This is a genomic window from Burkholderia sp. PR2 (genome assembly GCF_052372875.1).
GTDB classification, from domain to species: Bacteria; Pseudomonadota; Gammaproteobacteria; order Burkholderiales; family Burkholderiaceae; genus Burkholderia; species Burkholderia diffusa.
In genome coordinates, this window is record NZ_JBQRWH010000004.1 from 1,878,327 (window position 1) to 1,894,219 (window position 15,893).

At 55.1% G+C, this 15,893-nt stretch carries 6 protein-coding genes and 1 pseudogene; 2 read left to right on the forward strand and 5 right to left on the reverse strand.

Annotated features, from left to right (window positions below; genetic code table 11):
- Nucleotides 1–60: 60 nt before the first annotated feature.
- Nucleotides 61–2,742, reverse strand: coding sequence for a hypothetical protein (locus ACT2FV_RS25890; protein ID WP_444505081.1), 2,682 nt, complete (start codon nt 2,740–2,742; stop codon nt 61–63).
- Nucleotides 2,743–2,758: 16 nt separating this feature from the next.
- The gene (locus ACT2FV_RS25895; RefSeq protein WP_444505082.1) at nt 2,759–3,385 is read right to left on the reverse strand and encodes a hypothetical protein; all 627 of its coding nucleotides are present in this window, start codon (nt 3,383–3,385) and stop codon (nt 2,759–2,761) included.
- A 731-nt stretch (nt 3,386–4,116) separates the two neighbouring features.
- On the opposite strand from ACT2FV_RS25895, the gene ACT2FV_RS25900 reads away from it, so the two are divergent.
- Both ACT2FV_RS25900 and ACT2FV_RS25905 read left to right on the forward strand, forming a co-directional pair.
- A protein-coding gene (locus tag ACT2FV_RS25900; protein ID WP_444505083.1) for an IS3 family transposase occupies nt 4,117–5,204 on the forward strand; the annotation gives its coding sequence in 2 pieces (ribosomal slippage) (nt 4,117–4,378 and nt 4,378–5,204; 1,089 coding nt in all).
- Between the two features lie 33 nt (nt 5,205–5,237).
- A pseudogene (locus tag ACT2FV_RS25905) lies at nt 5,238–6,268 on the forward strand (IS3 family transposase); the annotation flags it as partial.
- 109 nt (nt 6,269–6,377) lie between these two features.
- Here the strand turns inward: ACT2FV_RS25905 and ACT2FV_RS25910 are convergent.
- The 3 genes from ACT2FV_RS25910 to ACT2FV_RS25920 form a co-directional block, all read right to left on the reverse strand.
- Nucleotides 6,378–12,530: a hypothetical protein gene (locus tag ACT2FV_RS25910; protein ID WP_444505084.1), complete on the reverse strand. Its 6,153-nt coding sequence runs from the start codon at nt 12,528–12,530 to the stop codon at nt 6,378–6,380.
- A 944-nt stretch (nt 12,531–13,474) separates the two neighbouring features.
- On the reverse strand, nt 13,475–13,963 hold the full coding sequence (locus ACT2FV_RS25915; RefSeq protein WP_444505085.1) for a hypothetical protein: 489 nt from the start codon (nt 13,961–13,963) through the stop codon (nt 13,475–13,477).
- A 177-nt stretch (nt 13,964–14,140) separates the two neighbouring features.
- The gene (locus ACT2FV_RS25920; RefSeq protein WP_444505086.1) at nt 14,141–15,889 is read right to left on the reverse strand and encodes a caspase family protein; all 1,749 of its coding nucleotides are present in this window, start codon (nt 15,887–15,889) and stop codon (nt 14,141–14,143) included.
- Nucleotides 15,890–15,893: the final 4 nt, after the last annotated feature.

The window sequence follows — 15,893 nt, forward strand, 5'->3', positions numbered from 1 at the left end:
TACCGACATGTAAAATACCACCCACATCTGCGATGCGGGTGGCCGGCTAAACGCTAATCGTCAACGCATATTGGCAACAAGTACGGTTTGCGGGCTAGCTTGCCCGTCAAGAGGCAAACTCGACGCCCCAGATACCGGCGGTGAAAATGCCGCCATGGCATGCACAAGTGCCTCAGCGTTGGGGGGCGAATTAGTGGTGGAGGCAGCTAAAATAGTTGGCGCTGGCGAGACGCTACTATCTGTCGAAAAATTCTGCTTGAATACGCTCGCTCCACCGCCAGGAATAACCGAAATTGGCGGGCCAAACGTAATACCTTTTGGCGAAACACCATAAGGCAATTGAATACTGAAATCTGGCGTATCGCTTCCAGCAGGGTAATGGGACCACGAAACAGGGTTGCCGGAACCAATCGACACGGAAGACCAGGTTGCTCCTCCTCCGCCCGGCGGAATATATAATCCAGCCGGAAGTCCAGGTACCCCAGCCCCCGTGCCGCCTCCAGGATTCCCGGGGACCGTCCCACTAGCAATTGCGACTTTTGTAAAGTCAAAGTTCGGATACTCTGCTTCTGCCGGAAGTGTATAGATTGCGCCCGGCACTGCCGCTGGTGCGATAAACAATTGTCCCTTGATTTTTAGAACATCAACAAAACCGAGCGACGGGTGATAAAACTGCTCAGTAAATTTATCACCATTCCAAGTGCGATCATGCTTCTCACCATTTGTGCCAATCCAATGCTCCTCGACCAGAGGGGAATTTGGATCGCTCGAAGAACGAGTTGCTTCATACCATTTCCCATCAGCTAGGTCAATCCGGACATGAAGACGTTGCTTATCATCAATACTCGAGCCGATGGTTGACTGAAGATTACCAGCCGCATCAAATTGGCGTTGGGTCGATAAACGTCCTTGAGCATCGTAGCTCGATTCGGTGCGTCCACCGTCAGATCGAGTTTCGGTAATAGTCGCCAGCCGGTGACTAGGATTATTCAGCAAAGTCCCACTGTTATCGTAAGTGCTTCTTAGAACCAGTCGTCCACTCACATCGTATTTTTCATAGCTGTCCGGCTGTCCCAGATATGGATTTCTTACGGTAATCTCCTTTGACCCATCAGCATTAAAGCGAGTTGTGGTCGTAGGCTGAAGATATCCGGGAAGAACGGACTCCTCCACCACGCGGCCATTCTGATCGTAGGTCCTTCTTACCGAGGTTGCAACATTGTTGGAAATATCTCCGACGGGGGTGCCTGACCAATCCCAAGAAAGCGATCCATCCGAATTGAAATTCCTTGACGCAACGATGAATAAATTAGGATTTATATCCTCGCTCCTGGACATGACTCCGGTATCGTAGAAATATTCTTTTCTAGCAATATATCCGCTAGCATTCCAGTACCAAATCTCCCTCGAATTTCCATTCTCATAATAAAATGAGTCTCGGGAAACTGTACGCCCATCGGGAAAATACGTCTTCAGTTCCTGGCGATTCCCGTTCAAATAAAATGACTCGAAGGTAACTACGCGCCCGTCCGTAAAGCCACGCTGACGCTGTGTCATCTGTCCAGTTTGCGGGTCAAAATTTGCCCACTCATTCGAACCATCCGAATAGGCGCGCGCATATCCTTTTGGACGTCCACTTGAATCATAGGAATTAATCCCTACCGGCGCCCCGCTCTCCTCATAGATAGGCTCAAATATGCCATTGTCGTTGTATATCCAGGTTGTATGGGTCGTTTTAACGCTTTCTTTCGTGTAATTTTGAGTGAAAACCTTATGACTGGTTGCCACATCATAACTTGTAACAGAATAATTTCCATCCGTATCGTAGATTGTTTCCTCTTTCTTCGCACCGGACGAGTCAATGTAGCTCGAAGAGCGAATCTTAGCTCCGGAAAAAATGATATCCCTGGATTCTCCGCCAGATAGATTAATTTTTATTGACCGAGGCGATGCGTCGCTGTAGACGAATATTATTTTATTCGCATCTATGGCTTGGGCGCCTTGCAATCCAGAATCAACATCCCGGGGATTGGTTGGATTAAAATTATTATAGAGCTCATTCGGGTGAGAGCTGTAATATTCGAAAAAATCGATGAGCCCCCGCTCGCTCGGCAGAGCAGGGAATGTGCCGGCTATGTTTAATGCGCCCGCCTTGAGCTTTTCAAAAAGATTTTCGATAGGAGTATCATTATTCGACGCATGTACCGCGTCCAAGGTTTTTTGTATCAATCCGTTTGCATTATCTGCGCCGTCCCCATTCAACAATATCTTTATTCCGGTTTTGGCGAAAATTTGTTGTTGCACAATATAATTGTTTGCCTGAGATTCCGCCTCAGTTATTGTCCCAACCGCGCCCGCCATTAGTCGATAATTCGGATCGCTAGGATTGAGATTCGACACAACACCGTTAAATAAATTTCGATTGCTGGTGTAATTTACGTAATGCCCTAATTCGTAACTCAAGCCGCCAACGAATTTGATCGCCTCGCTTCCGATAATGTTTGACCCCATATCGATTCGCAACCCGCCGTTGACGCCGTTCGATGTCCGCATCCCTTCCGGATGTCCGTCAAAACGGGCCATTGGAGATGCTTTATTAGCATCGATATCTTTTTGGTATTGAAGTAATTGATTTACTAGAACTGGGCTTGAATTAATTAAATCGAGCTCCTCTTTGGTTGGAGATTGCACGTCACCCCAAAGCGTCTCGAAACCAGTAATTCTTGCATCAAAATCGGACATGATCAATGACCCTCATTTATTCTTGGGAAAAATGCGCTGAACGCACACAAATCGGACCTGCATATGTGGAAATCAATTCGACAGCGACGCCTTTTTGACCGCCACTTGTACCTCTGGCATTAAATCCACCCCTTGCATTTTCAAGGCGGAATTCTTTAAAAGCACTTTTTACCTCCGCCTCGGATATGCAAACTTTGTTTACATCAAACACCGCAGAAGCATATGTCTTCACGATATGGTCGCCCGCGAACTCCCTTACATAATTGAATTCGCAGGGAGGTTTTCCGATATATCGTCGATCAAAATAATCGGGGAACTTTTCATAGTAAAAGCGCTGAACAATTTTATTGCCGATTTGCGGCGGGTAATCCATTCCGCAGACAGACAACCCTCCTTTCCCTTCAACTTTTTGCCCGCCGCTCATAATTACGCCAAGCTTCTGTGAGAAGTATTCGACATCCGAGAGATCGTTGTGAGTAACGACGTCGCGAATGCCGTTTAGAACTTCACCTGAACTTATTGACGAGTTTTCGTTCGGGCCTGCACATCCGACAATCGGTGCAATCAAGAGTATCGCTAACATGAATAATTTCATTAACATCCATTCCGAATGTGGCATTGCATTTTTATCGTCGAGCCGCATCTTTCTCTGCGGACTCAGCCGGACATGCAACTTCGATTATTTTTTGATCCCCATTGAAGGATCGGTAGGTTGTCACACATGCTTGCTTACCGACTTATTCGCCGAGCCAAGTGAGGCACCAATGTTTTTCAAGATAGCGTCTTCCATACATCTCAAATTGGATGCTTGTCGCCACAAGTGACGAGCATTGAATTCTTGTCATCTGATGTCCTCGGTTGCAATGCATTGATGCATCAAAAAAATTTGCCGAAAGTGGCGCAAATTTTGTCAACATGAATATTAGGTTGACAACTCTAAACCGATATATCGCACCTCACCGTGAGGCTGAGCAACCATGCCACTTAAGGCACAAGATGATGCATACGAGTGCATTACATACTATTACTTAGCTGTAGGGAAGTGCCTGCACTGTTCGGAAATATTGATCTCGCATTCCGTCGTATTCGGCAGCAATCCATCGACTATCATTGGAGCAAAAGTTCAGCGGTTAGCAGTATCGCCCTGTGAGGGTGAATTACAGCCCGTCGCACCATGCCGCATTGGTCGACGCTGCTGGATCGGCGCTATATAGCCAGGGGGTGATGAGAACGTATTGAATCGATGCGAGCAGGCGAAGCAGATCGTGTCATCCGGTGCAACGGACATTGACCTTGGCCATCGTTCGCATGGTAATCCCCCGAAAAACCGGTGTGATCAGAAGTAGAATTTTCTTGTTGAGGGAGTTCTACAGCATGAAGAAATCGAGATTCACGGACAGCCAGATCATGGACGCGCTCAAGCGCGTGGAATCGGGGCTGTCGGTGCCGGACCTGTGCCGGGAGTTGGGCATCAGCACGGCGACGTTCTACAAATGGCGCTCGAAGTACGGCGGGATGGACGTTTCGCTGATCGCGCGGATGAAGGAACTGGAGGCCGAGAACGCCCGGCTGCGCAAGATGTACGTCGAGGAGAAGATCAAGGCCGAGATCGTAGCGGAGGCGCTCGCAAAAAAAGATTGAGGCCATCTTGCCGGCGTGAGATGGCCATGCGAGCGGTGTCCAGCCGGGGCGTATCGATCCGGCTGGCATGTGAGGCATTTGGGATCAGCCAGGCCTGTTATCGGTACGTCGGTCGGCGCAGCGCCGAGAACGACGAGATTGCGAACTGGCTGCTGCGCCTGACGGACAACCACCGGAACTGGGGCTTCGGACTTTGCTTCCTGTACCTGCGCAACGTGAAAGGCTTCGGCTGGAATCACAAGCGCGTGTACCGGATCTATTGCGAACTGGAGTTGAACTTGCGGATCAAGCCGCGCAAGCGGCTGGTCAGGCAGGTCCCGGAGCCGCTGGCGGTGCCGTGCGCCGTCAACCAGGTTTGGTCGATGGACTTCATGCACGATCAACTGTCCGACGGACGCAGCATCCGGCTGTTCAACGTGATCGACGACTTCAACCGCGAGGCACTCGGCATCGAGATCGACTTCTCATTGCCGTCCGAACGCGTGATCCGTGCGCTGCGGCAGATCATCGGTTGGCGCGGCAGGCCAAAAGCGATTCGGTGCGATAACGGGCCCGAGTACCTGAGCGCGGCGATCATCGAATGGGCCCGACAGTACGGCATCAGGCTCGACTACATCCAACCGGGCAAGCCGCAGCAGAATGCGTATGTCGAACGATTCAACCGGACCGTGCGGTACGAATGGCTGTCGCAGTACCACTGGGAAGACTTAGACCACGTGCAGCGTTTCGCGACCGATTGGATGTGGACTTACAATCATGACCGCCCGAACATGGCCTTTGGCGGATTTACGCCAAAGCAGCGGTTGGCCATGGCCGCTTAGTTTCTACTTCTGAACCCCGTGGAAAACGGGGGGATTACCGATCTATGCAAGCGCCACAACATTTCGGAACAGACGTTCTATCGTTGGCGCAACAAGTTCGGCGGGATGGACGTGGCTGACGCTCGTCGGCTCAAGGAACTGGAATCGGAGAACGATCGGCTCAAGCGCCTGATCGCCGAGCAGATGCTGGTAATCGACGGCCTGAAGGAGTTCAGCCGAAAAAAATGATCACCCCGACGGGCCGGCGCGAAGCGCTGGAAGTCCTGACTCGGCGGGGGCTCTCGCAACGCAAGGCATGTCGCTACCTGGGACTGAGCCGCCGAGTGGCGACCTATACGCTCAAGCAACCGGAGAAGGATCGGAGTTTGGGCGAGAGGCTGATGGCGGCCGCGCAAGAGGTGCCGCGCTTCGGCTATCGCCGGATGTCGGCCTGGCTGGCGTTGAGCGAATCGCGCGTGCGGCGAATGTGGCGAGCCCTTCAGCTCAACATTCCGCGCCGACGTCCTCGCCGACGTCGTTGCGGCGACGACATACGCCTGCCAGGCGCCACACGGCCCAATTCGGTTTGGAGCTATGACTTCGTGCACGATCAACTGGTGGATGGCCGGGCCTTGAAGATGCTATGCGTGATCGATGAATACACCCGCGAGTGTCTGGCGATCGAGGTTGGCGCCAGCCTGCGGTCGCAGGACGTGATCTTGACGCTATCGCGACTCATGCGGCTGTACGGCAAGCCCGCGTTTGTTCGGTCGGACAACGGCGCCGAATTTACCGCTGCCAAGGTCATGCGTTGGCTGCGAGACGCTGCAATCGGTCCGGCCTTCGTTGCGCCTGGCAGTCCATGGCAAAACGGATTCGTCGAAAGCTTCAACGGCAAACTGCGAGACGAATTGCTAAACCGCGAATGGTTCCGCAGCCGCGCCGAGGCCAAGGTGCTCATCGAGCGCTGGCGGCAGTTCTATAACGAGCGCCGGCCCCACAGCGCTCATCGCTACCAACCTCCGGCCACGGTCCGTCGAGCCTGGCTGGATTCCGATAATATCGACGCGAGACTCACTGCCTGACTGGCTACAAAATTCCGCCGCAGGTCACAACCGGTCGATGCAACGGATTGATGAAATCGCTCAGCCGGTATATCGAAGTTTAATGTCTTTATTCAGTCGCGAAACGCGCTTATTCTGTTCCCTCGGCCAGTTCCTTCAGACGTACGTGATGCAGTTCCTTCAGGGGGCCGCCAAACGTCGAATACAGCGTCTCCTCAAGGTCTGGTCGTAGAAGCAGGTCACATCCCTCGGTCGAGTAGGATTCGACATTAAGACCCGTCCCCCGAAGGCGCCATGTCCGCAGCACAACGGCCGGCTTTCCACTCTGGTCGGTCCACCGGAGCGGCGCTCCAGAGATTGAGGGTTGCAACTTGGCGCAGTCGCGTATTGCGATTGGCGGAACCAGCGCTGTACACCGCCCGAACCAATCCTCGGTAGCGAATAACTTCACCAACTGCGGAAGCGTTGCGTCCTCTAGCGCATCTTCTTTATCAAATTCATGCCGCCATGGCCACATATCGCTAGCGCCAAACGGTCCGGCCGAGGCTGGTACTGTTCCGTCGATCCGTGGGCGAACGACTCCGGCGGTGAGCGTTGCGCGCCTGTCCGGCGCCCCCCAACGTCTGCCGTCCGAGCGGAAGTCGTGAACTTCGCGCATCGCAAGTCTTATCCATCCGCAATAGGTCTCGTCATCCCCGGATATCCGAACGACGGGCTCTACCGAACGGCGTGCCTCGGTTGGCAGCGCCATAGCCGGGCGGGGACCAAGACTGGCATGTAGAGCAATGCGTGTCTCTACCGCTGGGAGAAGAGCGCCGAGCAGCTCATTGTCGAATCCGGGGCTCCACTGGCCTGTACGCCAAAGACGCTCCGATAGGCCGCAGAGAACCTCGTCGAGAACAGCGACAACCAATTCGGTAGGCCATGAAAGCACGTTTGCCCAGGGCCGGCTTCGGTCAACCCGATCCACCGCGAGCTCGTATCGCTCGCTCGCCAGTTCTTTGAAGGACTCGCTATCGACTGTAGAGTGCTGCATGCGCCGCGCAACGATTTCCGGAAGGTCGGGCCAAACCTCGGCAAGCTGGGGAATCAACTCACCGACGTCACCGAACTGAGTCAGCATGCGACCACGATGCGATGAAGGCTGATCGAGTCTTGCGTGCGCCGTTCTGACGACGTCAACGTCGACCTCGATTATGCACAGGAGTCCAACGGCCAGTGCCGAGAGACTCCATGACTTCGCCTTGGCATAGGCGCGAAGAATGTCCTCGTTGAAAGAGATGATGCTGGACACGTTGTACGGCGACTCAAGGAGCAGCTGAAGTACCGACTGAACTGATACCACTGTGGTGCACCGTGTGAGGAACCAGCGCACCGGCCGTCGTAGGACTTCACCATGACTCTCAAGAAGGCGCACAAATCCAGCTAGCGCCGCGATCCTCCTTGGGACGGAAGGATCGGCAGAACGCACAAGTAGCAACGCGACCAATGCCTCGTCCAGATTCCACTCGGCGTCTTCATCGAGGTCGAGCGGTTCAAAATATCGGGCGTTGCCGGCCAGAGGAAGGCGCGCCTCCATAACTCGGAACGCCTCATCCCAAGATGCTGCTGCAACCTGTACGTCGCCCCACAGTGCAATCTGCTGCACCACGTGCCTGGACAGACCGTTGAAGCCACCTTCCCGGAATTTGTGCGCTGTCTCGTTGGCTAACGCCAGGAGGGCGTTGCTCCTGTCCAGTTGGAGCGCTCGCTGAAGCGCCGGTGCGAACTCACTGTCGCCGAAGTTGAGCCACCCTCTACCTCCGCGCGCGGTGGTGAACGTGAGCACGTAGGCAACCGCGGCGAGTCTCGTATGGCCAGCCGCGTCCAGACACTCCGCGAGCTGTCCTATAGGATGCGGCGCAGCGTACTTTAACCCCCTAGCTTCGTGCACCAGGAAGTGAAGCACCCGCTGCGCTTGAGCTTCGTCACCGCGCTCTACCATCTCCGACAGCGCATAACTGAGCGGCAAGGTGAGCAGGCCATACATATCCTCGTCTCCTACCTGACCAAAGGTGATTCGACGCATTGCAGCAATGATGTTGATCATCCCTTTATCAGCAGGGAACGCAGGCCGAACGCCGAGGCTCAGTTTCTTTTCGCCCGCCGACCACCCGGCTCCGCTTCGGCTCCCCTTGGGTTCAACGCCTAAAATCGGGGTGGAGCGCTGAAAATTCAGGTCGTGGCGCTCCGCGAAAGCGCGCAATGGGTCGATCGTGCCTCGTGCGTGATCCCGCGAGTCGTTTTGGGCTTGCCCACTAATGCAATTGAATCGGTCTTGCAGGTCAACATAGCCCGACTGAGCGAGCCTCTCAAGCGGCACGAGCCGCGCGTTCACCATCTTCTCCGCATCGCCCTCATACTCTATCTCGAAGAGAAGCGTCTCCCACAAAGCATCCGCTATCAGCGGGTCAGCGGAGATGGATACTTTCTTGGCGACATCCTCAAGAGCTTCCAACGCCATCCACGACGGGCCTCCTACATCGCAGGCGAAGGTTCGAATCAATGTCCCGACCGCATGTAGCTCATCGACTTCCAGTAACGCGCGGAACCAAGCATTTGGGGCGTTTCTGGTGCTGCGCCGGTCGGTGTGACGCAAAACCGCGCTCAACAAGGGCTGAAGTCGTACCAATGCCCGCAGAGCCACCTGGTCAGGCGCATCCTTGAGGGATGAAACGCTTTGGAGCAGATCAAATAGCGCTATGTCCTTATGGAAGGTATAGCTAATCAGGAACTGCGCAGCCTTGTCCCAGTGCTCCACTGCAAGTCGTCGCTCGCCCACCGCAGCGTGCAAACGCGCAAGGCGCATGCGGAACTCTGCATGTGTGCTGTAGTACGTGCCCGATGCCTCTTCATCCGCTACCATTTTCTCCAGAGCAGCTGTGACGGCTTCCGCTGCGTGAGGGTTCGCGGAAAAGGACAGTAGGATTGAGATGAATGCCCCAGCAGTTATCGGCCCACCGTCCTCCCGGTCCAGATGGGTGGCAGTTTTGCTTCGCGCCTCAGAGACGTAGTCAATAGCCTGCTGCCATTGGTGAGCGGTGTCGAGTAGAAACAACCCACGCTCAAGGCTCTCGTTGATGAGGCCGCGCAGGAAGTAAAGGTCGCACGCGCGCGGTGTACCAACAAAAGGTCGGGTGTCGACCGTCAACTCTCGGAAGGCTGCGATCGCATCGAAGGCAGCCCCTTCCGCAGCAAGCCCTTCAGCCAGGGCCGTGCGAATTACGAAGCGAATCCAGCACAGATACCACCCCTCTCCCTGGATAGCCTGCACCGCATCGTCCAGTTCTTTGCGCCCTTGCTCGCTCCTCGCCCAGAGCCGCACGCGCGACACCCAGGCTCGCATGCTCAATGTATCAGACTGCCGTACTGCCTCAGACCAAAACAATTCCAGCTCGGATCGCCTCATGGGCTCACAACAGGCATCTTGAATGGATGCACCGGCATCCAGGCACCAAAGCACTTCGTCAGAAGTGGCTGCGAAGGTCAAGGCCCGGCTGGCGTATGGCAACTTGGGGCCGCAAAGATCAGGCGCTGCGTTGGCCGCATCAGCAAGACCTAGTAGAAGAGCGCAACCTGCCGCCTGTGGCAGCGCAAAGTTCCCACGATATGCCGGAGTGGCCCTCTTGACGAGTTGGCGTACTAACTCTGCTGAGCCCTGTTCGGCCAACAATTGCGCGACCTTTCGGATAAAGGCCGACGTCACATTCCCTTCAGAGTCGCTGAAGTACTCGAGTAACGCACGAACGACTCTGTAGTGCTGCCCCAAGCGAAGCCGCCCTTGAATTGAGGCGAGGTAACACTCTTCGAGCCGCGTGGCCGCCCCGAGAGCGTCAAACTGCTGCGAGTAGGAACCACCCTCACTCGTCGTCGGCAGCGCGAAATACTCTCGCCATGGAGCGGGGACGCCCGCCGCATCGACAACGGCGCACACCGACAGGCCTTCGCTCCTATCCAGTGTCGGCCGACCATCGAACAAGAGACGATCCGCGGTCGCTTGTGCCCCGAAGATTGCCAGGAACGTCTGCCAGTACTCCTCCCAGCTATTGATTCCTTCCGAGAAGCACCCGTCAGCGGCACGAGATAGTTCCGCGATGCGAATCAGCGCTGGCCAGTCGAGGTTGCGAGCCGCAACGTCTGCGGCGAGCACCAGATTGCGCGCGATTGCATCCTCCGGATGTCCGTGCTGGACGCTGAGTTTGACGAAGTCCGTCGAGACTTTGTGAAGAATCTCCTGCTCGCGGCCTGACCGGCGCATCACAGGCAACATGAAGCGATAGCTCTTCGCGTCAACGAAGAACTCCTTCGATTCCAGCCAGACCGCTACGGGTTTGAGGATCTTTGCGAGCGAGGTCCCGCGCTTCTCAATCGCGGCCATCATGAAGCGTCGGAAGCTTTCATGGAACACGCGCACGCCGCCCTGCGCTGCTGCTTGCGATAGCACCGGCGACAGCGTAGCCAGCGCACCAGTCACCCTGTCTTCCAGCAGCGGCCCAACAATCTCTTGTATTTCCGCAGCAGTGACGGCGAAATCGAGCACGCCCAGCACATCAGCAATGGCCTGTGCCTCCCTGCTGGCAGAGCTGTAGAGGTGCATGTAGTAGCGGGAAATGTCTCCATCGATGACTGGCGCCGACTCGAGCCACTCCACAGGGGAAACAATTCGCCCCAAGTGCAGCTCGCCGACCAGCGCCCGGCTGAGATACCGCGCATAGAGGGGGTTGCCCTCCGACCTCTCAGCAAGAGCGTCGAACACGGATCGATGCTGCTCTTCTTCGAACAGCCCGACATCGTCCAGTGCTACTGAGACTCCCAACGCGACCGCGAGGCCTTCGATTTCCTGTCCACTCCACGCGGCCAGGGAGTGTTCGACCACGGTCTGTTCGTGAGCACTTCGGATCGCGTCGAGATGGTGGCCGGGTTGTGATCCAATGACCAGGCTTACGCCCTCGGGAAGTTGCAATGTTGCAAGGCGCTCGACAATGTCCGTTTCGGTATCGCTGAGCGAGCGGGAATCTGCCAGCACCCGGGCAATGTGGTCCATCCCATCGACGATGACGACCACGCGTCTGCCGTCTTGCGCGGCATGGCCTAGCATCTTCTCAAGTTCGTCCAGACCTGCGGCGTAAGTCTGCTCCCGATCTACCGAATGTCGTCGTAGGGCATCGCTAAGCTCGCCCATCAGATTGCCGATGAAGACGTCAGTCGTGACTCGGCGCTCGACCAGCTCGTCCCCCGGTTCAAGGAAACAGTAGTGCCGCGCAACGACGACACCTGATGCCTCCAAGTCTTCTGCCAGTTGTGTCAGCGCCCATGACTTGCCGGAGCCTGGTCCGGCCAGAAGAAAGTGAATGCCACCTCCCTCGACCGCGCGCATCAAGCTCTGGCGCACCGGCGCGCGCTCCTGCAACACGGTTCTGTCGATGGGGTACGCTTGAGCCACTCGTCCGAAGTCCGTTCGGATGTCCAGACGCCGAATCAGCTCAGCCTTCGTCAGCGTCTCGCCAGCTGTACGAGCCGTCAACGCAACATATACGGCCAACGCGGCCACGTCCTCAACGCGCCGCGCGTCGTTTGGGTAGCGGCCTATCCCAATCCCGCTTTCAAGCACATCAAGGACAAGGCGCTCGAGTGCCCCGGGAGACTCTAGGTCAAGGGATGCCTGCGGCAGCCCAACCTCAATCACGAAGCGCTCACAAAACTGGAGCACGTCCTCCCGGCATAAGTCGGAAGCAGTTGCTGGAGCCTGCTGAGCATTCGGGAAGACAAGGTCGCCGTCTTTCGTCCACAACCTGGAGGCGTCAAGCTTCATCAGCGTGGTTGTGCATCCGTCGAACGTACCGGAAGCATCGAGGGGCTGCAGTAGGTGCGCGAGTTGGTCTTCGGGAGCGCCCCATGTGGCGCACAAGCGGTACTCTTCCGCCTGATCCGCACTTTCGTTGACGAAGGTGCGTACCAACCGGTCAAATCGCAGTGTCGATTTGACATCGTTGAAGTCGTCAAACGTCAGGCGCCGGTCAGATCGCTGACTCGACTTCACCTGCCGGCGCAGCCGCCGACCGTCGATACGCGTCTCGACATCATCGAAGCGGTCGTCGTTGACCACCTTCTTATCAATAACGATTTGCTCGAATCCTGCAACTAACCCTTGCACAAGAAGGTATGCAGTGAAAAGGTCCTGATACGCATAGCCGCGGTGAGCCGCAGAGAGCGCACCAGCTTGGACAGTTGATGCCTTGTTCATCGAGAGCGTGAGGTTGGTGGCTCGTAATACATTCAAGACGTCCAGAGCCGTTGCGCAGAGTTCACCTATTCTATCTTTAGTCCACGATAATCTAACGCCAAATCGGGGTGCCTATCGCCTGAATGAAAACGACGATTGAGCACGGTCTTCTCCAATTTACCGTGCGAACTTGACTCCCGAAACACCTCGTCATTCCTGCAATGCGAGATGATCGAGCCGCACACTCGCCGATGCGCGTGGCAACCTCGCTTCCAGTGTCCCCTCCGTCCTTCGGTGTCGCGTCGGAACTGCTCCAATCGCAAGAAGTGCTCTCCCGCCCCTCACTATGCGAATTACATAACCCCGCAGAATCGAACCAAACACTAGGCCTTGCCACGGCAGTCCTACTTGGAAACCACCTCCCTTCTGCGAACGAGTCAATGAATTGGCTAAAGCTCACCCTGTAACCAAGGCCTAGCGACGTGACCAGATCCATCAACGGCAATCGAGCGGGAGCGCAATCGGCGCGCGCGTTGCGCGCGAGCTGCACCAATATAACGAAATATACTCAAAGGTAGTAGCGTCCAACCCCACGTATCGACCGTAAGTGAGCCAATGCCAATGTCCCTTCGCAGACGTCCGAGTTGCTGCGCAGCGCATGTTAGACATGCGCTGCCTTTTTCGTCTCTCGTCGAGAGAATAGAGCATCGTCGACACCTTGCTTTTCCCTTAGGGAGGCATTGCTGACGTTGCCCTATTCTGGAAAACCGATGCTCGAGGTCAGGTTGTTAGCCCATTGGATAGTCGTGCTCTCGCACGACACGCTACGAGGCAGCAGCTTAATAACCTTGTATTGCGAGCTTGTTAGGTTATCGAGAGCAACAAATTCGATCAATCACATTTATCTCGTCCCAAATCAAAAGACACCGATATTCGTGCGATCAAGCAATGCATGGCTTGCCTTATCAACTACCAACCGAGTTAGCCGACGCTTTGGTGATGACAACCTTGTCATTTTTGAGGACAGTGCGTTGTGCATGTCCAATAGGGCCAAGGCCAAACGTGATGCTGTCTTCGTCGACCTTATAAATTTCACGAACAATCTCCAACGACCAGGTCCCGTTAGGGTTCTGGAACACGGTAACGTGCCCTACTTTAATTTTGTCCCCGAGGACACTCACAACGTCCGGCTGCGTGTCGGTAGTTTTCATCGCCGTTTCAATGACAGTCGGCCAAATCTCGCGTGCGATCGGCATAACCAAATTCGCGTCGGTCCCGCTCGCACTGTTGATGGCGAACGGTATGTAGACCGCGTCCGGGATTTCCCGCGCAAGCGAGAATGTGAGTTCGTGATTAGGTAGCGCAGCAATCAGCCGATCTTGATAGATCGGCAGATCAACCGCACCTTTGCGGAGAGTCATTACATCAAAAGCGATATGGATACCGTTCGACATGTGGTTTTCCCCTTCATTTATCAGCACGATTGTTTTTACAATTAGGAAAATCATATATCCCATTGGAAATATATCACCTTCCTAGCGTCCGAGCCTACATCACGACCACGCCCAAGCAGCGGTAAGCAAGTGACGCTACCGGCTTCGGCGGACTAACTCCCCAGTGAAGCGTTCGAACTAGTGCCAGTGCAGACGCGTGATCATAGGCCCGTATTCTTTGCCTACGACCTGAAAGCGATCAGCATCGCCACCGAACATTCCAGCTTGAAGGGGGGCCCAACTCTTTCCCATCGAATTTCCCTCCGTCACGATACGAGCGAGCGGACCGTCGTTTGGACCGCGTGCTTTCCAGCCGAAACGTCCGACGGGTCCCCACGCATTCTGCCCTGATTGAATTTTTTTATCGGCGACGGCAAGGGCAAAATACACTTCAAATGAGTCAAACGCCTGCTCGTAACCCTTTCCCATAAATAGCAGGTCATCAAGTTTTGGTTGTAAAAACTTGAACAAATATTCGCTCAACGGCGTGTAGTTTCGTTCGTGTCCTGGGATAAGTTTCAGGACGCCAGTTTGTGAAAGATCTGCTATAGCGTCCGCGAGAGCCTCAACAAGAGTTTGCTTGTGCCCGTTTCGCCAGCTTACCGGAACTGGGGTGTCAAAAATTGCACACAGAGTGTCAAAGCGCTTAGCGTCAACGGCGGCTACACACGAGGCGTAAAAAGCGACAAGCACGGGATACCAGCGCATTTGAAGCCATATGTCCAAGCCGCCGCGTTGATCCAGTTGATCGCATACGCGCGCGAAGCACTTTTGTAGTATGCCGAGTTGCTCGGGCGCGCCCCAATATGCTGTGCAAGCACCGAGGTCCGAGAGCGTCGCAACAACCTCTTCATACCGGTTTAGTCTTGTGACGAATGCCTCTGCCGAGAACCCTTCTGACAGTCCAAAGCTGTCGTCCGCGGCGGCACCCTGAAAGGCCCGCACTTCGGCCGTGAGGAAGTCGTGAAGCTCAATCGTGTGCGAGGCTTGGGAAAGCAGCAGCTTGACGCGAGCAATCTTGGATTTGGAGTTTTCCTGTGTGGCGAGCGCAGTTGGGTAAGGGATCGATATCAGTCGGTCGCTGTCCGTCTGTTCTGATTCCTCCAGTTCCTCGATCCCGGGCGCCTTGAAAATAAAGTCCCCGTCTCCGTCAAAGTGACCGTAGTGCGGTGTCTGGTTGGAATTGCGGTCGTGCGCTACCTTGTTATAGACATATGCCATGACCGATGCGGCCGTAATAACGCCACCATCTGCGACGGCCTTACCCTGTAGCGCTTCGAGAAAGTGTCCGGTGAAGACCGAATGGTCCGGGAGAGGGCCGCCCGAGTCAGCGACAACCTCATCTGCTTTCCCCGCGGTCAATACCTGGCGAGAGTATCGCAGCATCATATCTTTGAGAAAGCGTGTGCTTCCCGGTTGCGTATTGCGCGTAAGAGCGAGTCCGCCGTAACACGCGTCCATAACGAACAGGACATGCTTCGATCGTATCTGTTCCGAATTCGACGTGAGATCGTCCCAGCGTATGAAGGTCGAGTAATCGTCCATGTCCGCGTCATGTGGGACGAGATATCCAATTTCGCCTCTGGCGCCAGTCACCGTATGACCATGTCCCGCAAAGAAAATAAATATCCGGTCGTCTAGCCCAATGTCGCTCCTCGTGAACCGGAAGAAAGCCTTTCGGATTGCGTCCCGCGTCGCAGTTCCATCCTCAAGGACAGTCACATTCTCGGCTGGGAACTCAAAGTCGGAGACGAGAATATCTCGAACCGATCGCGCGTCGCTTACTGCATAGGACAGGGGCGACGCGCTCGCATACTGATCTATCCCGATGACGAGCGCATAGCTGTTTGCGTAGTGCGGTTTGGCAAAAAAGCGAATGTCTTTCATGAGT